Genomic DNA, 22,051 nt, shown 5'->3' on the forward strand with positions numbered 1-22,051 from the left:
TCCGAGGGGCATGTTAAGCGTGTCAGTTCTGTCCATTTGGCAGTGATCTGCTTGAAAACAAAAAAAGGAACGATTTACATCGTTCCGAACGATCACTCATTTTCTTCTTCCGGCCGGCCAAACATTTGGTTTACAGAAGGCTGATTCGTCATTGGCATAGAAACTCCTGCCGAATATGGGTTTGGATTTGGGTTAGCTGTGCCATATGGCATATTAGGACTTCCATAAGATCCCAGTCCCGAGTGGCCAGGCGCAGAGAAATATGGCTGATGATCACCGTCACAGCCGCAGTCGTCATGATCTTTGTACGGCATGAAACCAGGAGCCGCAGCAGGCTGGTACGCTCCCATTACTTGGGGAGTGCCATAATAAGGGCCATATGGCATATGTCCATACGGAGATCCATAAGCCGGAGATGCGTAATGCGGATCACCGTATGAACCGTAATGTCCGTGGTGGCTGTTTTCATGATGCTGGTTTTCATAACCCGAGTCATACTGAGGCGAGACAAAGCCTGGCTGATATCCATGCATCGGATACGGATAAGCATGTGCAGGATAGAACGGATAGCACAATCCGGATCCTGGAAGAATTGGCGAAACAGGCACCGGACATGGTACAAAATGAGCCGGATAATGAAAATAAGGCTGAACAGCCGGCATATTCGGAACTGTGTGATGAACGTTTTCTTCTTCTACACCGCCTACTTCTGGCGCCTTTGGCATATTAGGCATATTCGGATAATTTGCATTTTCCATATTACTCATAGCCTCCTGTTGTGGAAATTGATCTTGCATATGATACATATGATCTATATTTCCGTCATGATGTTTTTTCGGCTCCTCCGGTTTAGGAGGCGACCAAGGCTGGAAAAGCTGTTTCATATCATAATACTCGTTCACATCAGCTTCAGGATACACATTTTCCTGCAAATTAGGCATCGGCGGGACATACGGCACAGACTTCTTTTCTTTCGGCTTTGTGTCTTCTACGTCGACAACGGATTTAGGCTTCTCTTTCGCATATGGATGTTCTTGCTTCACATTCCCGGCCGCAGGACTTTTGCCCGCTTTTGGCTCTTTTCTGACCGGGACGCCTTCTGACGGCACTTTTATTTTCATTCCAGGCATGATTAAGTCTGGATTACTAAGCTGTGTATTGAGTTTTTTCACTTCCTCAACATCGACTCCGTACTTTTCAGCTATTTTCCAGAGCGAATCGCCTTTTTGAACGATATGGATTTTCAACGTTTTCCCCTCCTATGCAAAACGTGAACAGTTCAGCTGTGCTTACAATATGTTTCTTCACAACATATGCCTGAACAAAAGAAGTTATGAGTACAGGAAGGGAAATATTTCTGATCTACGTGATCGAAAGCATTCGATTCAGGGCAAGGAGTGCATCCTCCTGAATGGCTTTTGGCACCTTAATGACGCCTGAAGGCTCTCCTTTTTCAATTTGTTCCAACGACCACAACAAATGCGGCAAATCGATTCGGTTCATTGTCAGGCAAGGGCACATGTCAGGGTTGAGTGATTCGATTTGTTTATCAGGGTGCTCATGAATGATCCGCTGGACAAGATTCATTTCTGTCCCGATTGCCCACTTGCTTCCCGCCGGAGCCTGGTTGATTGTGTCGATAATATATTTAGTTGATCCGCTATCATCGCTTAGTGTCACGACTTCGTGGGAGCATTCCGGGTGCACAATGATCTGAATGTCGGGGTCACGCTCTCTCATATCATGGATATTTTTAGTGGTGAATTTCTCGTGAACAGAACAATGCCCTTTCCACAAAATCACTTTCACATTCGTATGCTCGGATTCAGTCACTAATTCATCTGTAATCGGGTCCCACACCGCCATATCTTCAAGCGCAATGCCCAGATCATAAGCCGTATTTCTCCCTAAATGCTGATCAGGCAAAAATAAAATTCTTTTTTTCTGTGTAAACGCCCATTCAAGCACTTTTTTCGCATTCGAAGAAGTCACAGTTGCTCCGCCATGCTTTCCGACGAATGCCTTGATCTCCGCAGTGGAGTTCACATAAGTTAAAGGTATGATCGTATCTCCAAATATATGCTGAAGCTTCTCCCATGCCCTATTGGTTTGCTGCATGTCAGCCATGTCAGCCATAGAACATCCAGCTCTCATATCTGGCAGGACAACCGTTTGCTGCTCGCCTGTCAGCATATCAGCGGTCTCTGCCATAAAGTGAACGCCGCAAAATACGATGTAATCCGCTTCTTTGTTTTTTTCCGCTACTTGGGCCAATTGCAGGGAGTCGCCTGTTTGGTCAGCAAATTGTATCACTTCATCCTTTTGATAATGATGGCCTGGTATAAAGAGCCTGCTGCCGAACTTTTCCTTAATGGCGGCAACACGCATTTCCATATCCTTTCTTGACAGTCCTTTGTAACTTTCCGGCATCATATCATTCGATTGTTTGATCACATCAAGAATTGACATAACGGCATTCCTCCACAGATTCATTTGATAACGTAACATCCATGCTGATATCTAAACTTTTGACGGAATGAGTCAGAAATCCTAAGGAAATATAATTCACACCCGTCCCTTTAAAAGCAGGCAAAGATTCTAACGTAATCCCGCCAGAGGCTTCAGTTTTTATATGATCCGGTGTGAGCTTTGAAAAATGACGGACCGTATCTGGCGGACAGTTGTCAAACATAATAACATCTGCTCCTGCTTCAATTGCTTCTCGAAGCTGGTCCTCCGTTTCAATTTCCACTTCGATATTTACCATGTGCCCCACGGCCTGACGAGCTTTCTGGCATGCCTCTAAAATAGAGCCGCATGCAGCAATATGATTGTCTTTAATCATGACACCGTCATACAAGCCGAATCGATGATTATACCCGCCACCCGCTCTGACAGCGTATTTTTCCAGCATTCTCAGCCCCGGTGTTGTTTTTCTCGTGTCACAAATTTTAATCTGTTCATCATCCAGCCTGTGGACAGCCTCTCTTGTCATCGTCGCAATTCCTGACAGCCTCTGAATAAGATTTAATACGACCCGCTCTCCTGAAAGAAGCGCTGCCGCCGGACCTCGTAATACTGCAATCACTTCACCTTTTCGCAAAATGTCCCCATCTTTTTTGTGTAAAATGATTTGAACATTTTTATCTAATAAAGCAAAGCCTTCTTTTATCACCGCAGCCCCTGCAAAGATCCCCTCTGACTTTGCAACAATCTCCGCTTCACAGCTCTGCTCTCCAAAAATAGACTGCGATGTAAGATCCCCTGACCCAATATCCTCAAGAAAAAAGTGATTCAGTAATTTTTTCAGCTGTAAATGATTCATTGTTCCAAATCCCCTCGTTTATTCTGATCTTCGTTCCTTTTTTTGTATGGACAATTTGTCTTCCCTGCCAGCTCACCTCAGCATGAGGAAAATCGGTGCGGAAGTGTGCCCCCCTGCTTTCCTCCCGTAAAAGCGCAGAAAACGTCATCAGCTTTGCAGTTTGCCATAAATGAGAAAGCTCCAGCTGCCGAATTGTGATATCCTTCACATTCATTTTTTGAAAAGGCAGCGTATGAAGCCAGATGCTAAGCTCAATCAAACTGCTTTGTTCCCGCAGAATAGACATGTGGCTTGTCATTTTGCTTTGCAGTTCATGCACCTCTATATCCGGCACCTCGTAGAATACGTTTTTGGGAGTCGCTTGATATTGCCTGTTATAAACCGGTTTTTGCATAATATGCTCTGCTGCTCTTTTTCCAAACACCAGCGCCTCCAATAAGGAATTGCTCGCAAGCCGGTTTGCTCCATGTAAACCAGAGCATGCAGTCTCGCCAATCGCATAAAGCCCCGGTACTGTCGTTTCTCCCCAGCGATTAACTGAAACACCTCCCATTAAGAAGTGCATTCCCGGAGCAACAGGGATTTTTCCACTATGGATATCAACCCCTGCTTTTTCACAAATGGCGGTGATGGTAGGGAAACGCGCTTCAAAATCAGAAATCGCACTGAAGTCAATATAAACGTGATTTCCTTTTGCCATTTCCTCATGAATAACCCGTGAGACAACATCCCTTGGAGCCAGGTCACCTAAAGGATGCCGTTCAGCCATAACCCGGCGGCCGTTTTCGTCTACTAAACATCCGCCTTCCCCTCTGACAGCTTCTGAAACAAGCCCATAGGAAACACCATTTTTCACAAGCAGTGTCGGGTGAAACTGTGTAAACTCTAAATCCGTTACTTCCGCTCCGGCCCTGTAAGCAAGAGAAAGACCGTCACCTGTGACAGAGGGATCATTCGTATGATGAAGAAACAGGTTTCCGCAGCCGCCGGCAGCCAGCACAACTTCGTCTGCATGCCTTACCTTGAGCCGCCCCTTGCAGTCTTTTGTCATAACGCCGATACAGCGGCCATCCTCTATAAGCAACTCTGCTGCCGTTTCATGCTCGATTAACTTAATTTTGCTGTCGATCCGTTTGAGCAAATAATCGACAAGCAACCTGCCTGTTGCGTCTCCGCCCGCATGAAATATACGGTTGTATGAGTGGGCTCCTTCTCTTCCGAGACAAACATCGCCTCGTTCATTGCGGTCAAATGGAAATTCACGCTCCAATAGGCTTTGAATCATCATTTTTCCATCATGTAACACATCTGCTGCAATAGCTGGATTATTATGGCCGCACCCTGCGTATAACGTATCCTCCAGATGGGCTTCAATCGAGTCACCTTTTGTATAGGCCGCAGCAATCCCGCCTTGTGCATAGACAGAATTGCTGTTTTTGGCGCTTTTTTTTGTGATAACAGTCACTTCGTATGACGGCGGGAAAGCTGCCGCTAAAGAAAGTGCCGCCGCCCCTGAACCGATGACTGCAATCGTCTTTTTAGACATATGTCACCCTCCTGTTGTTTACACCTGTCTTGACACCTATATTTACACAAGGATAAAATAAACTCAAGAGTTTTTTATGGAGAACGGATGGAGGAAGACCGGATGATTTATTTAGATTATGCAGCGACAACGCCGATTTGTGAGGAGGCTCTTAACGTTTATCAGAAGCTCAGCATGGATATGTACGGAAATGCAAGCAGCCTGCACGATGCAGGAGGAAAAGCAAATCACATACTGGAGTACTGCCGTGAAAAAATCGCCAACATCATTAGCGGTAAAGCAAGCGGCATCTATTTTACAAGCGGCGGCACTGAATCTAATTTTCTGGCCATTCAATCATTGCTAAACGGCCTGCCAAAAACGAAAAGACATTTTATTACGACCGCCATGGAGCATCAGTCTATTCAAAACTGTGCTGCATATCTGGAACAGCATGGATTTGATGTCACCATCATTCAACCGAATGAATACGGGCTTATTACCGAGGAAATATTAGCAGCTCATATCCGTCCAGAGACAGGCTTGATATCGATTCAGCATGCCAATTCTGAAACCGGGATCATTCAGCCCATTCAACGTCTGTCTTCATACCTGCATAACAGGGATATTCTTCTTCATTGCGACGCTGTTCAAACGTTTGGGAAAATTCCTATCAATACAGAAGATTTGGGAGTAGATGCACTCTCAATATCGAGCCATAAAATCCATGGACCTAAAGGAGTGGGTGCGGTCTATATCCGCCCGGATGCCCCTTGGAAACCCGTTTATCCTCTCACTACTCACGAACGAGGATTCAGAGCCGGCACCGTAAATGTTCCCGGGATCGGAGCCTTCACTGCCGCGGCGGAATGGATCGTAAGCGAAATGGAAACACAGATACCCCGCAATGAGGCATTAAGAACATACTTTCTAGACCAAATCCGTATGCGTTCTCTCCCTGTAACCCTTGCGGCAGACACTTCACAAACAGAATGTCTTCCGCATATTGTAGGGTGTTTTTTTCACTCATTTGAAGGACAATATGTTATGTTAGAATGTAATCGGAGCAATATTTGCATTTCAACGGGCAGCGCTTGTTCTGCCGGTTACCACGGTCCGTCAGCAACGATGAAAGCATTAAGAAAAACGGAACAAGAGGCTCTGCAATTTATCCGCATCTCTTTTGGCAGGCATACAACAGCTGACCAGCTGGATCAGTTATTACATACGTTTACAATGCTTTGGGAACAAAAGAAAGGAGAATTTGATATTGACCGAGGAATTAAAGCTTATGGGCGCCAACAGGCGTGACCAGCTTCTTCTGTGGCTGAAGGAATCTGCATCACCGCTGACAGGAGGAGAACTCGCAAAAAAAGCAAACGTTTCAAGACAGGTTATTGTACAGGATATATCGCTCTTGAAAGCGAAAAATGAACCGATTATCGCCACAAGCCAAGGATATGTATACATGGATGCGGCCGCTCAGCAGCACCAGCAGGCGGAAAGGATCATAGCATGTCTACACAGTCCTGAACGGACAGAAGAGGAACTGCAGCTCATCGTGGACGAAGGCGTTACAGTGAAAGACGTAAAAATTGAGCATCCCGTTTACGGAGATTTAACTGCAGCCATCCAAGTAGGCACCCGGAAGGAAGTTAGCCATTTCATTAAAAAAATCAATTCTACGAATGCTGCCTACTTGTCACAGCTGACCGACGGCGTCCATCTGCATACACTGACAGCATCTGATGAACACCGCATCGATCAAGCCTGCCAAGCACTCGAAGAAGCCGGCATTTTAATTAAAGACTAAAAAAAGCCCTCTAGAGGGCTTTTTTATAATTGGTAGGACTGGTATGCACCCAAAAGCTTCACTTTGCAGCCAAGCGCTTCAAGCTCCTGCATGGCTCCTGGAATCAATACATCATCAAACGCTTTCTCAATATCAATAATAAAGAAATAATGGCCTAATCCCGTTTTAGTCGGACGTGACTCAATTTTTGACAAGTTTAAATTTCTCCAAGAAAATGCAGACAGCACTCTATGCAGCGCCCCCGACTGATCATCCTGCGGAAGCATGACCATTAAGGTCGTTTTCGGCCTGGAACTCAATTTTGAATTCACTTCAAAAGATATGTTTTCATCCGGGGACAGGATAACAAATCTTGTATGATTGTCCCTATAATCCTGTATATCCCGTTTCACGATTTTTAATTCGTATGTAGAAGCTGCCATCTCATTGGCAATGACCCCGATATTCAGCTCGGGATGGTCACTGACAAACTTTGCTGCCGCCCCGGTAGAATTGGCGTATTCATATGGAACGGAAGGAAATTGACGATGGAGAAATTTATGGCATTGCGCAATCGCGTGCGAATGTGAGTAAATTTTGTCGAGCTCTTTCCACGCATTCTCTCTAGAGGGATGGACGAGCAAATGCTGATGGATCGGCAACGTCATTTCACCCACGATTGGCAAGGGCTGTTCATGTATTAAATAGTCTATTGTCAGATTTACTGATCCTTCTAATGCATTTTCCAAAGGAACAAAAGCGAAATCAACTTCGCCTGCAACTGCCGCATCTATACACTCCGGAATGGTGCGGTAAGCCACATGTTCGGCGCCGTTTTGAAAACAAGAACTGACTGCTAGATGTGTAAATGTAGCTGCTGGACCTAAATAACCGACTTTCATGACGATTTTCTCTCCCTTATGCACCTGAACCTAATATTTCAACCTTTTCTACAAAATCAAACTTCCTGAGCTTATTCATTAATGTATGAATGTCTTCTTCCATTGCAGACGTACTGATAGACAGTGTCACATTTGCTCTCCCTTGAAGCGGAATGGTCTGGTGAATGGAAAGAACGTTGCTACCAGAATCAGCTACCGCCTGAAGGAGCTGAGATAACGCACCTGACCTGTCCTCTAAATGAAAGAAAAGTGTGATAATTTGTTCTTTAACCATAGTATAGAATGGAAAAACAGCATCTCTGTATTTATAAAATGCACTTCGGCTTAAATCAACCTTTTGAACGGCATCTGCTACTGAGTCTGCTTTTTTTCGATCAAGCAGCTTTTTGACTTCCAACGTTTTTCTCATTGCATCGGGCAATACATCTTCACGGACAAGATAAAATGTCTCCTCTTTCATTTGCATCTCCCCTTTAAAATAGAGAGCCTGACACCAGGCTCTCTTCTCAGCCAACTTTCATTAATCAATAAATTCAAATTCAAATTCAAGAAGCCTGATAATATCTCCATCCTTGGCTCCGCGTTCTCTGAGTGCTTCATCAACACCCATTCCGCGCATCTGTCTCGCAAACCGTTTAACCGATTCATCACGTGAGAAATCAGTCATCTTGAATAATCGCTCAAGGCTATCTCCTGAAAGCACAAATACACCGTCTGGATCGCGTGTAATGTTAAATGGCACTTCTTCATTTTCCATCGTGTACATGACACGGTTTTGTGTAAGCTCTTCCTCATCATACAGCGGGAACTCCGGTGTGTTCTCAAGCTGATTGGCAACCTCAAACAGAAGCTCGCGAAGGCCTTCTCTTGTCACCGCGCTGATCGGGAATACCGGATAATCATCCGTCAGTTTTTCTTTAAAGGCTTCAAGATTTTCTGCAGCCTCCGGCATGTCCATTTTATTTGCAACGATAATTTGCGGACGCTCAGTGAGTCGCAGATTGTACTCGCTCAGTTCCTGATTAATCGTGACATAATCATCATACGGATCGCGGCCTTCTAAGCCGGACATGTCAATGACATGAACAATAACTCGTGTCCGTTCAATATGGCGCAAAAACTGATGGCCAAGTCCGACGCCTTGGTGTGCGCCTTCAATCAGTCCTGGTAAATCTGCCATTACAAAGCTGCGTCCGTCATCCGTTTCAACCATACCGAGATTCGGCACAAGCGTTGTAAAGTGATAGTCCGCAATTTTCGGTTTTGCAGATGAGACAACAGACAGCAACGTCGATTTTCCTACGCTCGGGAACCCGACGAGTCCGACATCTGCAAGCACTTTTAATTCAAGAACAATGTAGCGTTCTTTTCCCGGCTCGCCGTTTTCTGAAAGCTGAGGCGCGGGATTAGCCGGTGTAGCAAAGCGGCTATTCCCTCTTCCGCCTCTTCCGCCTCTTGCAATGACAGCCCGCTGTCCGTGCTCTGTTAAATCAGCGATGACCTGTTTTGTATCATCGTCTGTCACAACGGTGCCTGGCGGAACTTTAATGACCATATCATCAGCATTTCGTCCGTGCTGGTTTTTGGACATGCCATGCTCGCCGCGAATCGCTTTAAAGTGTTTTTTGTATCTAAAATCCATTAGGGTGCGGAGACCTTCATCCACTTCAAAAACGACGTCTCCTCCCTTTCCTCCGTCGCCGCCGGCAGGGCCGCCTTTCGGCACATACTTTTCACGGCGAAACGCAACCATCCCGTTGCCGCCGTCGCCGCCTTTTACATATACTTTGACCTGATCTACAAACATAATGTCCTCCGTTCTAACCGTTAAAACTCCGCTAGTCCAATCCAATTTCAATCAGACATTCGTGACTTGTGATTTTAAAACGCATGATATCAACTTCCTCATATCCATTCTGCCGAATATCATCAAAAGCAGATGGATCGGCAAAGGCGCCGTGGAAATCAAGGTACAGAATCAGCTGTCTATCAGGATGATCTGTTTGGAGCGAAACCGTTAAATGGTTTTCACTCTCTCTGCTGACCGCTTGATCAAACAAATCAAACAGCTTTCTCATCAGTTTCGCCAGCTTTTGGTCATAAGCCGACAAATCCTTAATTTCTCCAAGAACTTCATATTCAAGCGTCATATAATGGGTTTTCCAATTAAATGTAAGAAAATCAAACGCCAAATGCGGTGTTTTCAGGTTTGAGAGCTTTGATTCGTGCTTTGCGTCTATAACCATTTCTTCAATCATTTCAAAGACGCGATCATACTTCTGTAAGCTTAAGTTTCCTTTAATCAGCTGCAGCTTATTCATCCAATCATGCCGGGAATGGCTAAGCAGATGAATCAGTTCGTTTGTTAATGCCGTGTCGCTTATATTTTCTTCTTGATTTTTTGAAACATCCTTCATTTTCGCACTCCCAATCATTTAATTTCTTATTTAGGAGTCTGTATAAGTGTGTATTATGAATTATAACAGAGAAGGCTTTGTTAGAAAAACAATTGTTTTTCCCAGAAATATCATGTTCCTTTTTTCTGGCGCTTTGGTTGATTTGCAGCCAGGCAGAACATTTTATGTATTACTGCTTGGGGAACATATCCAGTGGGTTTGAGATGTTTATTCTCATTCTTGGCGGGGTCTGCTCGCACATACTCTGCATTTCATTCTAGGTGTTTACTCCGCGTATTGCAAAAAAAACTCCAGTCATCAACGACCGGAGTTTTTTGAATCATTATTGAGCTACAGGATATACGCTCACTTTTTTGCGGTCACGGCCGAAACGTTCGAATTTAACAGTTCCGTCGATTTTCGCAAATAGAGTGTCATCTCCGCCGCGGCCCACGTTTTCACCTGGGTAAATTTTTGTTCCGCGTTGACGGTAAAGGATAGAACCGCCTGTTACGAATTGACCGTCAGCACGTTTAGCACCTAAACGTTTAGCCTCAGAGTCACGTCCGTTCTTTGTAGAACCTACTCCTTTTTTAGAAGCGAAAAACTGAAGATCTAATCTAAGCATGTAGCTCACCTCCTATATTATGTTTGTGGTCACACGCAAGTTGTCTTTGTAATCTCGTTCGATTGTCTCTAGCGAAACAATCATGCCTTCAATCAGCAGCTGAGCTTTTTGGCGCGCATCCGGATCAAGAGATTCAGGAAATTCAAAATAAAAATAACCCCCGTCCTCTCCTATATCAAGAAGCGGCTCGAAGCCTGCGAGCACAATGACCGCGTTAACGGCTCCAAACACAACGGCTGTCACTCCGGCACAAACAAGATCTTGTCCATGTTCAGCAAAATTCGCATGGCCCGTCATTTCAAAAGACAATATGCCTTTATCATGAGACCTTCTGATTGTTGCCTGAATCATGCTTACGCGTTGATTTTTTCGATCGTCAATTTAGTGTAAGGCTGACGATGACCTTGTTTTTTATGAACGTTTTTCTTTGCTTTGTATCTGAAAACAGTGATTTTTTTCGCGCGGCCTTGTTTTTCAACTTTAGCCGTTACTGTCGCGCCTTCAACTGTAGGGTTGCCGACTTTCACGTTGTCTCCGCCAACAAACAAAACGTCTTCAAAAGTAACTGTTTCACCTGCTTCAGCAGCAAGTTTTTCGATGTAAACAGTTTGGCCTTCTTCAACTTTGATTTGTTTACCGCCTGTTTTAATGATTGCGTACATTCTCTGCACCTCCTATTAGACTAAGACTCGCCAGATACCAGGGGGCTGTAAAAGCTCTTAACACCTGTACTGAGCGGTTGTAGCAATGGTGCTACATCCATAACATTAAAAAATATATCAAAATACAAGGCGTTTGTCAATCAGTTTTAGTAAGGCAGCAGCAGTTCCTCCATGGAGGAATTCGTCCGCTTATCGGCAAAGTAAGCGTGCAACACTTCATTCTCGTCAAGCTGGCTGAGCTTCTCGCCTGATTTCTCAATAATAATTGGATGTTTGCAGCCGCGTTTGAACTCGGCCATCACGTGATAGACTTTATCCTCCGCCTTTACTGTCAGCGGCAGAAGTTTCTCAAGATCCCGGTTTTTCCCATAATACCTTTCAAGAAGAAATCTCACATGGATATAGTGCCTTTGCCTATATTCCTCAAACAAAGAAACAGCCAGAAAGACAAACAAAACCCATGCGCTGATTTGCAGAGGAATCACAAATAAAACCCAGCACCCGAGCAACAGGCAGAAGCAGAGCGACGTTTTTAGATTGAGCCGGTGAGCCTTTTGAAAGGGCAGCTGTTTGGAAAACAATAAAAATAACAGTTTTCCGCCATCCAGCGGCCAAATCGGCAGTAGATTGACAAATAAAATAGAAAGATTATAAAAGGTGAAGAGTTCAAAGGTATGCTGATGAATCACTGAGGCTTCTGCAAGCATCCAGGCAGCAACCTGAAGCCAGATGTGCTGAAGAGGGCCGGCAATAATGACCGCAAATTCTTCCTTTAACGGCCGATTCCCGTGCTCTTCCACTTCAACCGTTCCGCCAAACGGCAGCAAAAATACACGCTTGATTCTCCAAGAAAAAAACACAGCCAGAGCAGCATGCCCCAGCTCATGAATCAATACAATCAGGAGCAGACATAATAATGCTTTCATATGGCCTGTGAGCAGCCCTAGCGCCGCAATAATCCAAAGAAAAGGATGCACATGGATCTTTAAGATAAGGTCGAGCCATTTATTCAAATGAAATCACCTGAATCGGATCAATAAATTTATCGCCGTCTTTCATGGCAAAATAATAGACCCCTTTATTATGATCATCAAGCTTAATTGAACCAAGCTTTTTGCCTTTATCCACAAAATCATATAAAGCAACATCCACATCTTTGAGCTCGCCATAAATACTGTAGGTGTTGTCAGCATGCTGCACCTTAACCGTCAATCCCGTCTGGCTGTCTTTGCTGACTTCAACCACATAGCCTTCCTTTACGCTATCAATCGTATCGCTGCTTGTTTCAACTTTAATTCCTTCCCCATTGTTCTGAAAATCCTGCTGTACTTTCCCGGATGCAGGCGCGACCAGATCTTTGCTTACTTCAACCTGCTGTTCCTTATCTTTGTGTTCAGGAGCCAGAAAAGCAAGCGGATTTCCAAATTTCGTTTCAAACCAATGGCTTGCCGAAGCAAATTGAAATTCAGTTTCGAAAGTTTTGGCAACTGCGGGTTTAATCTGGCTGGCAGGTCCAATGTTTGTTTTATAGGCTATAGCCGAAACGAGAACAAGGCAGGCCGAAAGAAGACATTTCAGGATAATTGAATCTGTTTTCACCAATGGGTGTTTTCCGTTGAATGTTGGCATGTTATCTTCGTAGACCGGAAGTGTTCCATGCTTTTCCTGATCCGTTACCATCACCCAGGACGGGGGTTTCTGCTTTTCAGAAACTGTCTGAGTAGAGAAACGTTTTGAGCCGGAAAGCTGTTTTCTTCTTTTCTCTAATCGTTTTCTGATTTCATCTGCTCTGTGACTCATTGCCATCATCCTTTGCATTCGTTGGGTTTGTACATCATATGTCTTGTCCATGGCAAATATTCGGTTTAGTCAGGAACAAAGCAGACAAAAACAAAAAAACCTGACACAGCATTTGCTTTGTCAGATTCTTCTCTTTGATTCTATCACATTAAGATCTTACGCCGAAAAATGACTTAATCTTAGCCATCATTCCTTTGTTTTGCTCTTCAAGCACTTGTAAAGGAACAGATTCACCTAAAATACGGCGGGCAATATTTCGATATGCAATGGAAGCGCGGTTTTTCGGGTCCATCGCAATCGGTTCGCCATGATTGGAAGCTTTAATGACTTCATCATCATCAGCCACGATTCCGAGCAAATCGATCGACAGATGCTGTACGATTTCGTCGATATCCATCGTGTCACCGTTTTTCATCAGGTGATTTCTGATTCTGTTTACAACAAGCCGCGGCGATTCAACATTTTCTTCTTGCTCCAGCAGCCCTATAATACGGTCAGCATCACGAACGGCTGAGATTTCAGGCGTAGTGACCACAATCGCTTTATCAGCTCCGGAAACGGCATTTTTGTACCCTTGCTCGATTCCCGCAGGACAGTCTATGATGACATAGTCAAATTCCTGTTTGAGCTCTTGGACCATGTTTTTAATTTGTTCAGGAGCAACAGCTGTCTTATCGCTCGTTTGAGCAGCAGGCATTAAATAGAGCAGATCATCAAAACGTTTGTCTTTTACGAGCGCCTGATGCATTTTGCATCTGCCCTCTACAACGTCTACAAGATCGTAAATAATTCTATTTTCAAGACCCATTACAACATCAAGGTTGCGCAGTCCTATATCAGTATCCACTAAGCATACGCGCTTCCCTAAAATGGCTAAGGCGGTACCGAGGTTCGCAGATGTTGTTGTTTTACCTACTCCGCCTTTTCCCGAAGTTATTACGATAGCCTCACCCAATTCACATTCCTCCCTCAAGCCTTGTTAGATCAGGTCTTAAATGAGCCAAATGTTGAAGGCGTTCAATGACCATATTTCCGTCTGTATCTAAATAAGCACATTCCATTTCGTTCCCTTTTTGAATGTGGTCTGGGGAGCGATTTAACACATGATTGATTCTTAATTGTGTCGGCAGCATTTCAGAGGCGGCGATGACCGCTTGATTATTTCCGTTAAAACCGGCGTGCGCGATTCCTTTCAGGGAGCCCAGAACAAAAATGTTCCCTCCGGCCCTTACTGTTCCGCCGGGATTCACATCACCGATCAGGAGCAAGTCGCCTTTTACCTGCAGCACCTGGCCTGAACGGACAATTTTTGAAACGGAAATAATTTCGGCTTCCTCTTTTATCCGCTGTGCTTCTTTTTTAGTAATGACTTCACTGTCAATAGAATGAACAAACAAATCTTTCTTTGACGCAATCAATTCGGTCAGCTGTTCCTCTTGCTCCTTATATAAAAAGCGATTTCCCAGCTTAACATGGACGCTGATTTTCTGGCCTTTTCCATCGGTATATTGTTCAATTGACAGCATATTCTGAAGACCATCGAGAAGCTCATCAAAAGAACACGCATCATCCAGATGCAATGTTAACCCATTCTTTGTTCCTTTTATCGTTACATATTGCTGCTTTTTGGTCTTCACAATATTCACCTCAACAACATACTCATTTCGTCAAAAAAAGATAAAATCCTTTTTACTCATCTCTCAATTCTTTCTTTAGACTCATAAAAAATAATCTAAACGGCAGAACAAGAATAAGAGCTGCTACAATATTCAATAAAATTGTCGGTATAAACCGGTCAAGCACAAATCCGTTAAACGTCATAATATCTTTATGAATCAAAGACTGAATGCCGAATACGTAAAATTCGAGCAGACAGACAGCCAGAACTGCTATCAATATCACTACAAATGCGTTTGTATGCAGCACTTTAAACGCTTTTGAAGCCAAATAGCATAGCCCTGCAAAACCAAACATGTAAACCCCTAATAGACTTGTATAGTTCATGTCATATAGAAAACCAAAAATAAATCCGTAAATCATCGCGTGTTTTTGATTGATAAAAGCCGACATGAATATCAATACAAGCATCAAAAAACGCGGAGCGAGCACTTGGTCGTCTGTAACGAAAGGAAAATGCACCAAATCTGTAAAAATGCTTTCCGCAGAAAAAACAAGCATCATAACGAAAGGGAGAAGGAAACGTTTCACGATCCTTCCTCCTCTGTATCGACAGTCGGCACGTCACGGTTAACAACGATCACATTATTTAAATCGGTAAGGTCAGCCGCAGGTTTTACATAAGCAACCTTCGTTAATCCATAGGAATCTGACTCGATATCAGTCACTTCACCGATTGTCAGCCCTTCTGGGAAAACACCGCCTGTTCCTGATGTTTCAATAAGATCGCCTTTTTTCACGTCTTGTTTATCCTTACGCTCAATAATTGTCATCTTAAGACGTTTTTTCTCTTTGTCATATCCTTCGATCAAGCCGTAGCCTTTGCTGCCTTTTTTTCCGGAAATTTTCGTCGCGACTCTGTTATTGCGGTCAGTATCGCTTAAAAGCTGAACAGTTGAAGTGAAATTGTTCAGTCCGGAACTTTTGATCTTGCCGATTAATGCACCTTTTTCGTTCGTAACGGCCATATCTTTCGCTACGTTTTGCTGAGTCCCCTTGTTAATGGTGACCTGTTTCGCCCAATTATCAGGGCTTCTGGCGATGACCGTTGCCAAAATCGGCTTGTAATCCTTAATCGATTTGACATGGCCAAGCTCGGCACGCAAGGATTTGTTTTCTTCTTCAAGCTCTTGAAGCTTGGCTTCATATTGTGTCTGTCCGTCAAGCTTTTCTCTCAGACGCTCGTTTTCTTTGTATGTGTTTTTTAAATCATTGATGTTCTCAAATATTCCTGCAAAAAATTCGGCAGGTGTATGAAAAATATTTTGAAATACTCCCGTCGTATCGCCGATCACTTTCTCAGGCCAGGTGGTATTGCGGCCGCCCTTCAGCGAAAATCCAATCATAGCCACCAATATGATAATACACAGAAGTAATAGCATTAACCGCTTATTCGGCATCGTGTTACACCTCTTCTATTGAACTCCCGATTATCTAGTTTTCCCTTTGAAAAGATGGATGTGCTCCAGTGCTTTCCCTGTTCCGATCGCTACACAATCAAGCGGATCTTCGGCGATAAGGACCGGCATTTTCGTTTCTTCGCTAATGACTTTGTCCAAATTGCGAAGAAGCGCTCCGCCGCCGGTTAACACTATACCTCTGTCCATGATATCTGCTGCAAGCTCAGGCGGTGTTTTTTCGAGTGTGCTCTTCACGGCTTCAACAATTGTAGATACAGTGTCGCGTAGAGCGTTAGAAATCTCTTTTCCTGTAATTTCGATTGTTTTCGGCAGACCTGTCAGCAGATCGCGTCCGCGGATTTCCATGTTATCGGACTCTTCAGGAGCTTCTGCAGATCCGATTTCCATTTTAATCGCTTCAGCCGTACGGTCACCGATCATCAGGTTGTATGTTTTTCTGATGTAGTTGATAATCGCGTCATCCATCTCATCACCGGCTACGCGGATTGATTGAGACGTTACGATGCCTCCGAGGGAAATAATCGCAACTTCTGTCGTACCGCCTCCGATATCAACAACCATGCTTCCAGTCGGTTCCCAAACTGGCAGATTGGCTCCGATTGCTGCAGCAAATGGCTCTTCAATCGGATACGCGTCACGCGCTCCCGCCTGTCTTGTCGCATCGATAACAGCACGTTCTTCAACAGCTGTAATACCTGATGGAACACATACCATTACATATGGTTTTCTGGCAAACATGCCTTTATTTTTAATGGCCTGATTGATGTAATATTTCATCATCGTCGCCGTTGTTTCATAATCAGCGATAACGCCGTCTTTCATCGGGCGCAGAGCCACCACGTTGCCCGGTGTCCGTCCAATCATATTTTTCGCATCATTTCCGACAGCAACAATCGATTTCGTATCCGTCTGCAAAGCGACAACTGACGGCTCTCTCACAACAATTCCTTTTCCTTTTACAAAAACAAGCGTATTCGCAGTTCCAAGATCTATACCAAGGTCTCTTGCACCAATTCCAAACATATGTATGTATCTTCCTTTCTTAAAGCAAAAATACCCTAAAGGGAAAAACTCATAAACTCTATTATAGCTTAATTCGACGAAAAAAAAAGTGTTACAAATATCCTTTTTCCTTTAAACTCACAAATTTTTTGTCCCCGATCACCAAATGGTCGAGCAGCTCGATGCCAATCAGGTTTCCGCATTCAAACAGCCGTCTTGTCACTTCAATATCTTCCCTGCTCGGCGTCGGATCTCCAGAAGGATGATTATGAACACAGATAAAGGAAGCGGCAGATCGTTTAAACGCTTCTTTAAACACCTCTCGCGGGTGGACAATAGATGAATTCAGGCTTCCGATAAATACGGTGCGTTTATGGATGACTTGATTTTTTGTATTTAAGTATAAACAGACAAAATGCTCCTGGGTTAAAAAGCGCATATCCTCCATGACAAGATTAGCGCCGTCTTCCGGGGAGCGAATGACGAAATGTTCTTCGTTGGCTAATTTATGAATCCGGCTTCCGAGCTCAACTGCTGCCAGTATTTGAATCGCTTTTACCATACCGATTCCCGGGATGCTTGACAGCTCTTCAACCGATGCTTCCTTCAGCAGACGCAGCCCGTCAAAAGAGCGCAGCAGCCGGTTTGACAGCTCCAAAACAGATTCGTGTTTAGTCCCTGTCCGCAATAATATAGCCAAAAGTTCATGATTCGCTAAGTTCTCGGCTCCGACTTTCAGGAGCCGTTCTCTTGGCTTTTCTTTCGTTGGGAAATCTCTGAGTTTTAATGGCAGATCGTGTATGACCAAGCACTCCTTTTCTTTCCCTTCCCGTTTATAAAATCATCATGCCTTTATATCAAAATGACGTAGAGCTCTCATTGTTTTTGATATAGGAAGGCCCATGACTGAATAATAATCTCCGTCTATTTTCTTTACAAAAAGCGCGCCTCTTCCTTGGATGCCGTATGCACCTGCTTTATCCATCGGCTCTTTTGTTTCAATATACGTCCAAATCTCTTCTTCACTGAGGGGCCAAAACACAACTTCTGTCTTATCATAAAAAGTCTCGCTGTGATTTTCAGCTTGAATGCTGACCGCGGTTATTACTGAGTGACTTCGGCCTGAAAGCCTCCGCAGCATGGATGCAGCTTCTTCTTGATCCTGCGGTTTTCCGAGGCATTCGCTGTCAAGGCATACCATTGTATCAGCACCGATAACAATTGCATGCGGGTGGAGATCAGCAACAGCCTTAGCTTTTTGTTTTGCCAACCATTGGACGTTTTCTTCCGGTGAAAGGTTTCGATTTAATTTTTCTTCTACTTCACTGACAATAATGGAGTAGGGCAGCTGGAGAAGATCGAGGAGTTCTTTCCTGCGCGGAGATTGTGATGCAAGTATTAGCGGTTTTGTCATGTTCGTCATCCTTTCAGGGTTTGCTTAAGAAAAAAAGATACTCGTTTATCCTACCAAATCACGGGGCTTGTCACAATTTCAGAAAAATAACTTTTTCATGACAAAATAAAAAAAGCCTGTCACTAAAGGACGAAGGCTCACGCATTTTCTCTTATTTAACGACGGCTAACAGCTGCTGCTGAGCCTTCCATCCGGCTGCAGCACTTGGCTCCTCTAACTCCTTTAATGCCTGCAGAATCGCTTTTTTCTCTCCTGTTTCTGTCGCTTTTGTTTCACCAAGCGACTTTTCTATTTTTTCTACACTCGCTTTTGCAATGTCTTCTCCGAGAATCGCCTTTGTCGCAAGCTCCGCTGTTTCCTTAAAAGAATCTGTCATATCCGACTCTATTGATAAAGAAAGCTCCTTTCCTCCCCAAGCTTCAAAATCACTGTCGATTAAAAGCTGTCCTAACTGCTGTGAGACATCCTTTTCACTTGCTAAGCCTGCAATAACATACGTATACCCATCATCCTTTGACAGTGACACGGCGGAATAACCCTTTTCGGTCAATTGTTTTGTTAACGTTTCGGCACCCTTTTCATTTGAAAATTTCCCGGCTTGCACAGCGTATGTTTTGTATGTACCTTCAGTTTGTGCCGCTTGTTTTTCTGTGCCTGAGGTTTGTTTATCAGCAGAAGCATCTCCGGCTTTTGCCGTTTGGCTGCCTAGAGAATCCTCTAAAGAGGCCGGTGCTGACGCTTCTTTATTCCCCGACATGCTTAACGCGAATAGCCCTAACCCAGTGCCAATGACAGCCGCGAAGGCAATCGTCGCAGCCACTCTTTTTACTGGTTTGGCAGTCCCGGTCTTTCCTTTTGCATAAGACTTTGATTTTTTCTTTTGATAAGGAGGAACAACTTTAGGGTCCTCTTTAAACACCTTGTCCTCCTCGGAATCCCAATTAAATTCATCTTCATCAGGATGTTCCTGGGATGCCGCAACCTCTTGTTCTGCCTTTCTTTTTTCCTCCCAATTTGAAAATGTCATGCTTTTATCCGCCTCTGTATCTTGCGTCTCTTGTTCGTAAACTGTCTCTTCTTTTCCATTAATCGTCACCTTGAGGGCTTTTTCTGCGGCTTTACTGTTTTTTTTATTCTTTCTTTTTTTCAATTCCGCTTCCTCCCTTCATTTGCTTGACCGTTCTTGTCGGCTTTTCATGCTACACACTTTAGCACAGGCGAAAAAAAAAAGAACAAGACTTTTGTCGTCTTGTCCAAAAAACGTTCGTCAAATTTTTCAGCAGTCATCCCGATGCCATTTTGATATAAAACGAAATGATAGAGTCCCCGTATAAATAGGTTAAAATACTCCCTGCCGCTATTGCGGGGGCAAAGGGAAGCGGCTGCTTTTTGGCGAGTCTACCAGTCAGAACAGCTGCCGACCCGTACAATGCGCCTATCAAAACAGAAAAGAAAAAGGCAGCCGCCAGCATTTTCACACCAAGCACAAAGCCAATCACCGCAAATAATTTAATATCTCCTCCCCCTACTCCCCCATGAGTGATTGCGGCAATTAAAGCCAGAAATAGAAATCCGGCTGCAGCACCTAACAGGCCTGCATACCAGGAATCAAGCGGAGAAATCAATCTCGCAGCGACCAAAAAGGGAAGGAAAAAAATCAATATTCGATTTGGAATCAGCATATAATGAAGATCTGTCACTGCAACAATAATGAGAAGAGAGAGAAACACGACAGCGGTTAACAATTCCAGCGACATGCCAAAGCGTATTCCTGCGGCGGCAAATAAACACGCTGTCACAAGCTCTGCCGCGGGATACATAAAAGAAATCCTATGCCCGCAGCTTTTACATTTACCTTTTTGAAATAGGAATGACAGGATGGGAATTAATTCTGCAGGGGTCAAAGCCCGCCGGCAAAACGAGCATGATGAACGGGGCGCGATAATAGATAGATGTAAGGGGATACGGCGTCCGGCCGTATAGTAAAAAGAACCAAGGATAAGCCCGAAGATAAAAAGAATGAATAGCATAGACAACACACCTTTACTCACTGAGTTATGGTATTGATTGTAGCAAAATGAGAAACCTGAACTCCAATCGGGATTATGCAATTTTACACATAAAAAAGCCGGCAGAATCTTTTTTCGATTCTGCCGGAACCTGATGCGTTTATTTCAACCGTTTGCGAATGTCAGAAATAAAATAAAGAGATCCGGTAATCAGTACAATTTCATGTGAGCCCTTTTTGCTTTCTACGAAATTGATCACATCGTCTGGATCTTCACTCCAGCTTTTATTGCTGATTTCACTTGCATCATAGAGATCTTTTGCAAGAGAAGCACGGGGAAAATCAAAAGAAGCAAAATGAATCTCATCAGCTATGGTTTCCAGTCTTTTAATCATGTTCTGATACGGTTTGTCCTTTAACGCGCTAAATACCACAGAAATGCGTGAATTGGCGAAACGCTGCTTCATCGTTTCCGCCAGCTTTTCAACACCTTCTTCGTTATGCGCACCGTCTAAGTAAACCGGAGGATCTTCTTGAACAAGCTCTAACCGTCCAGGCCAAGCAGCCTTCACAAGCCCGCTTCTTAACGCTTCATCACTGATATTGGCAATATTCTCCTTATTGAGCCACTCCGCAGCCAAAATGGATAAAGCAGCATTTTGTCTTTGGTGGGTGCCAATCAAGGATGTCCGAATATCTTCATAGCAATTTTTGTCCGTTTTGAATGAAAACTGTTCTCCTGCAGGCAGAGCCTTTTCATTGAAAATAGCACAGGTATCATGTAATGACTGGAACGGCGCAGCATGCCGTTCAGCTTCATGGCGGATGACCTGTAAAGCTTCCGGCTGGGTAACTGCTGTAACGATTGGAATACCTTCTTTAATAATACCGGCCTTTTCTCCTGCAATTTCTTCAATGGTGTTTCCCAAAATGTTCATATGATCGTGTCCGATGCTTGTGATTACAGTTAAAAGCGGCTCTACTACATTCGTAGAATCGAATCTGCCGCCCAAACCTGTTTCAAAAATAACAAAATCTACCTTATGAAATTCTGCAAAATATAAAAATGCACAGGCCGTCATAATTTCAAATTCTGTCGGCTGTCCGTGTTCCGTTTGATCAAGGGCTTCAACGTGCGGTTTCATTTGATTAACGAGTGCTGTCCATTCCTCATCTGTAATCGGTGTCCCGTTTACGCTGATCCGTTCATTAAACGTAATGATATAAGGCGATGTAAACGTTCCTACCGTATATCCGGCTTCCTGCAGCATAGAACGGATAAAAGCGACAGTTGATCCTTTACCGTTTGTTCCTGCGACGTGGAGCGCGCGGATTTTTTTTTCAGGATGTCCTAAACGCGCCATCAGCTGCTCCATTCGGCCAAGCCCGGGTTTCACCCCGAATTTTAGCCGCCCGTGAATCCAGCTGCGCGCTTCTTGATATGCAGTAAACAATGATAATCCCCTCTTTTATAAGACAAGGCGGTTTCTCTAGAAACC

The 22,051-nt window shown here is 44.0% G+C and carries 25 protein-coding genes, 1 pseudogene and 1 other annotated feature; of the genes and pseudogenes, 3 read left to right on the top strand and 23 right to left on the bottom strand.

The window, feature by feature from the left end:
- Positions 1-92: 92 nt before the first annotated feature.
- From safA to nadB, 4 genes are all read right to left on the bottom strand, one after another.
- Positions 93-1,247: a spore coat assembly protein SafA gene (safA, locus tag MY9_RS13775; protein WP_014664834.1), complete on the bottom strand. Its 1,155-nt coding sequence runs from the start codon at positions 1,245-1,247 to the stop codon at positions 93-95.
- Positions 1,248-1,362: 115 nt separating this feature from the next.
- Positions 1,363-2,469, bottom strand: a complete 1,107-nt coding sequence (gene nadA, locus MY9_RS13780) for a quinolinate synthase NadA (protein WP_014664835.1) — start codon at positions 2,467-2,469, stop codon at positions 1,363-1,365.
- Positions 2,456-3,325, bottom strand: coding sequence for a carboxylating nicotinate-nucleotide diphosphorylase (gene nadC / locus MY9_RS13785; protein WP_014664836.1), 870 nt, complete (start codon positions 3,323-3,325; stop codon positions 2,456-2,458). Before nadC ends, nadA begins: the two co-directional genes overlap by 14 nt.
- A complete protein-coding gene (gene nadB / locus MY9_RS13790) occupies positions 3,279-4,871 on the bottom strand; it encodes an L-aspartate oxidase (RefSeq protein ID WP_014664837.1) in 1,593 nt (530 codons plus the stop codon). Before nadB ends, nadC begins: the two co-directional genes overlap by 47 nt.
- Before the next feature lie 102 nt (positions 4,872-4,973).
- Here nadB and MY9_RS13795 point away from each other — a divergent pair, with 102 nt between their 5' ends.
- Together MY9_RS13795 and MY9_RS13800 are read left to right on the top strand one after the other, a co-directional pair.
- On the top strand, positions 4,974-6,161 hold the full coding sequence (locus MY9_RS13795) for an IscS subfamily cysteine desulfurase (protein ID WP_041521395.1): 1,188 nt from the start codon (positions 4,974-4,976) through the stop codon (positions 6,159-6,161).
- Positions 6,121-6,663 (top strand): transcription repressor NadR, encoded by a 543-nt coding sequence (locus MY9_RS13800; RefSeq protein ID WP_014664839.1) that lies wholly within the window; start codon positions 6,121-6,123, stop codon positions 6,661-6,663. Before MY9_RS13795 ends, MY9_RS13800 begins: the two co-directional genes overlap by 41 nt.
- Before the next feature lie 23 nt (positions 6,664-6,686).
- On the opposite strand, the gene pheA is transcribed toward MY9_RS13800, so the two are convergent.
- The 4 genes from pheA to spo0B are packed head-to-tail and all read right to left on the bottom strand — an operon-like array spanning position 6,687 to position 9,961.
- Entirely contained in the window at positions 6,687-7,544 is an 858-nt protein-coding gene (gene pheA / locus MY9_RS13805) for a prephenate dehydratase (RefSeq protein ID WP_014664840.1), read from the bottom strand.
- Positions 7,545-7,560: 16 nt separating this feature from the next.
- A complete protein-coding gene (gene thrR, locus MY9_RS13810) occupies positions 7,561-8,004 on the bottom strand; it encodes a transcriptional regulator ThrR (RefSeq protein WP_003222630.1) in 444 nt (147 codons plus the stop codon).
- 60 nt (positions 8,005-8,064) lie between these two features.
- The gene (gene obgE / locus MY9_RS13815) at positions 8,065-9,351 is read right to left on the bottom strand and encodes a GTPase ObgE (RefSeq protein WP_014664841.1); all 1,287 of its coding nucleotides are present in this window, start codon (positions 9,349-9,351) and stop codon (positions 8,065-8,067) included.
- 31 nt (positions 9,352-9,382) lie between these two features.
- The gene (gene spo0B / locus MY9_RS13820; RefSeq protein ID WP_014664842.1) at positions 9,383-9,961 is read right to left on the bottom strand and encodes a sporulation initiation phosphotransferase Sop0B; all 579 of its coding nucleotides are present in this window, start codon (positions 9,959-9,961) and stop codon (positions 9,383-9,385) included.
- A gap of 77 nt (positions 9,962-10,038) precedes the next feature.
- On the opposite strand from spo0B, the pseudogene MY9_RS21635 reads away from it, so the two are divergent.
- Positions 10,039-10,163: pseudogene (locus tag MY9_RS21635) on the top strand (hypothetical protein).
- Between the two features lie 120 nt (positions 10,164-10,283).
- Here the strand turns inward: MY9_RS21635 and rpmA are convergent.
- From rpmA to MY9_RS13895, 15 genes are all read right to left on the bottom strand, one after another.
- Entirely contained in the window at positions 10,284-10,568 is a 285-nt protein-coding gene (gene rpmA / locus MY9_RS13825; RefSeq protein ID WP_003222623.1) for a 50S ribosomal protein L27, read from the bottom strand.
- A 12-nt stretch (positions 10,569-10,580) separates the two neighbouring features.
- Complete coding sequence (locus MY9_RS13830; protein WP_014477547.1) at positions 10,581-10,919, bottom strand: ribosomal-processing cysteine protease Prp; 339 nt, start codon at positions 10,917-10,919, stop codon at positions 10,581-10,583.
- 2 nt (positions 10,920-10,921) lie between these two features.
- A complete protein-coding gene (rplU, locus tag MY9_RS13835; protein ID WP_010330275.1) occupies positions 10,922-11,230 on the bottom strand; it encodes a 50S ribosomal protein L21 in 309 nt (102 codons plus the stop codon).
- A gap of 13 nt (positions 11,231-11,243) precedes the next feature.
- Positions 11,244-11,319, bottom strand: a sequence feature (ribosomal protein L21 leader region).
- Between the two features lie 57 nt (positions 11,320-11,376).
- A complete protein-coding gene (gene spoIVFB / locus MY9_RS13840; RefSeq protein WP_014664844.1) occupies positions 11,377-12,243 on the bottom strand; it encodes a stage IV sporulation intramembrane metalloprotease SpoIVFB in 867 nt (288 codons plus the stop codon).
- Complete coding sequence (spoIVFA, locus tag MY9_RS13845; protein WP_014664845.1) at positions 12,236-13,030, bottom strand: stage IV sporulation protein SpoIVFA; 795 nt, start codon at positions 13,028-13,030, stop codon at positions 12,236-12,238. Before spoIVFA ends, spoIVFB begins: the two co-directional genes overlap by 8 nt.
- A 148-nt stretch (positions 13,031-13,178) precedes the next feature.
- A complete protein-coding gene (minD, locus tag MY9_RS13850) occupies positions 13,179-13,985 on the bottom strand; it encodes a septum site-determining protein MinD (protein WP_014664846.1) in 807 nt (268 codons plus the stop codon).
- A gap of 1 nt (position 13,986) precedes the next feature.
- Complete coding sequence (minC, locus tag MY9_RS13855) at positions 13,987-14,667, bottom strand: septum site-determining protein MinC (RefSeq protein ID WP_014664847.1); 681 nt, start codon at positions 14,665-14,667, stop codon at positions 13,987-13,989.
- 52 nt (positions 14,668-14,719) lie between these two features.
- A complete protein-coding gene (gene mreD / locus MY9_RS13860) occupies positions 14,720-15,238 on the bottom strand; it encodes a rod shape-determining protein MreD (protein ID WP_014664848.1) in 519 nt (172 codons plus the stop codon).
- Positions 15,235-16,107 (bottom strand): rod shape-determining protein MreC, encoded by an 873-nt coding sequence (mreC, locus tag MY9_RS13865; RefSeq protein WP_040082268.1) that lies wholly within the window; start codon positions 16,105-16,107, stop codon positions 15,235-15,237. Before mreC ends, mreD begins: the two co-directional genes overlap by 4 nt.
- A gap of 30 nt (positions 16,108-16,137) precedes the next feature.
- Complete coding sequence (gene mreB, locus MY9_RS13870; protein ID WP_003229650.1) at positions 16,138-17,151, bottom strand: cell shape-determining protein MreB; 1,014 nt, start codon at positions 17,149-17,151, stop codon at positions 16,138-16,140.
- Positions 17,152-17,242: 91 nt separating this feature from the next.
- Complete coding sequence (gene radC, locus MY9_RS13875) at positions 17,243-17,938, bottom strand: RadC family protein (protein WP_014664850.1); 696 nt, start codon at positions 17,936-17,938, stop codon at positions 17,243-17,245.
- Between the two features lie 36 nt (positions 17,939-17,974).
- On the bottom strand, positions 17,975-18,544 hold the full coding sequence (locus MY9_RS13880) for a Maf family nucleotide pyrophosphatase (protein ID WP_014664851.1): 570 nt from the start codon (positions 18,542-18,544) through the stop codon (positions 17,975-17,977).
- Between the two features lie 151 nt (positions 18,545-18,695).
- Positions 18,696-19,694 carry an SPOR domain-containing protein gene (locus MY9_RS13885; RefSeq protein WP_014664852.1) on the bottom strand — a complete coding sequence of 333 codons (999 nt, stop codon included), beginning with the start codon at positions 19,692-19,694 and terminating at the stop codon, positions 18,696-18,698.
- 133 nt (positions 19,695-19,827) lie between these two features.
- Entirely contained in the window at positions 19,828-20,574 is a 747-nt protein-coding gene (locus MY9_RS13890; protein ID WP_081483634.1) for a prepilin peptidase, read from the bottom strand.
- Positions 20,575-20,713: 139 nt separating this feature from the next.
- On the bottom strand, positions 20,714-22,006 hold the full coding sequence (locus MY9_RS13895) for a bifunctional folylpolyglutamate synthase/dihydrofolate synthase (RefSeq protein ID WP_014664854.1): 1,293 nt from the start codon (positions 22,004-22,006) through the stop codon (positions 20,714-20,716).
- Between the last annotated feature and the right edge of the window lie 45 nt (positions 22,007-22,051).

This window comes from Bacillus sp. JS (genome assembly GCF_000259365.1).
GTDB classification, from domain to species: domain Bacteria; phylum Bacillota; class Bacilli; order Bacillales; family Bacillaceae; genus Bacillus; species Bacillus stercoris.

Coding starts and splice junctions, on each gene's coding strand:
- nadA (WP_014664835.1), bottom strand. CDS start 2,469: ATGTCAATTCTTGATGTGATCAAACAATCGAATGATATGATGCCGGAA.
- nadC (WP_014664836.1), bottom strand. CDS start 3,325: ATGAATCATTTACAGCTGAAAAAATTACTGAATCACTTTTTTCTTGAG.
- nadB (WP_014664837.1), bottom strand. CDS start 4,871: ATGTCTAAAAAGACGATTGCAGTCATCGGTTCAGGGGCGGCGGCACTT.
- MY9_RS13795 (WP_041521395.1), top strand. CDS start 4,974: ATGATTTATTTAGATTATGCAGCGACAACGCCGATTTGTGAGGAGGCT.
- pheA (WP_014664840.1), bottom strand. CDS start 7,544: ATGAAAGTCGGTTATTTAGGTCCAGCAGCTACATTTACACATCTAGCA.
- thrR (WP_003222630.1), bottom strand. CDS start 8,004: ATGAAAGAGGAGACATTTTATCTTGTCCGTGAAGATGTATTGCCCGAT.
- obgE (WP_014664841.1), bottom strand. CDS start 9,351: ATGTTTGTAGATCAGGTCAAAGTATATGTAAAAGGCGGCGACGGCGGC.
- spo0B (WP_014664842.1), bottom strand. CDS start 9,961: ATGAAGGATGTTTCAAAAAATCAAGAAGAAAATATAAGCGACACGGCA.
- rpmA (WP_003222623.1), bottom strand. CDS start 10,568: ATGCTTAGATTAGATCTTCAGTTTTTCGCTTCTAAAAAAGGAGTAGGT.
- MY9_RS13830 (WP_014477547.1), bottom strand. CDS start 10,919: ATGATTCAGGCAACAATCAGAAGGTCTCATGATAAAGGCATATTGTCT.
- rplU (WP_010330275.1), bottom strand. CDS start 11,230: ATGTACGCAATCATTAAAACAGGCGGTAAACAAATCAAAGTTGAAGAA.
- spoIVFA (WP_014664845.1), bottom strand. CDS start 13,030: ATGAGTCACAGAGCAGATGAAATCAGAAAACGATTAGAGAAAAGAAGA.
- mreC (WP_040082268.1), bottom strand. CDS start 16,107: ATGCCGAATAAGCGGTTAATGCTATTACTTCTGTGTATTATCATATTG.
- mreB (WP_003229650.1), bottom strand. CDS start 17,151: ATGTTTGGAATTGGTGCAAGAGACCTTGGTATAGATCTTGGAACTGCG.
- MY9_RS13880 (WP_014664851.1), bottom strand. CDS start 18,544: ATGACAAAACCGCTAATACTTGCATCACAATCTCCGCGCAGGAAAGAA.
- MY9_RS13890 (WP_081483634.1), bottom strand. CDS start 20,574: ATGCTATTCATTCTTTTTATCTTCGGGCTTATCCTTGGTTCTTTTTAC.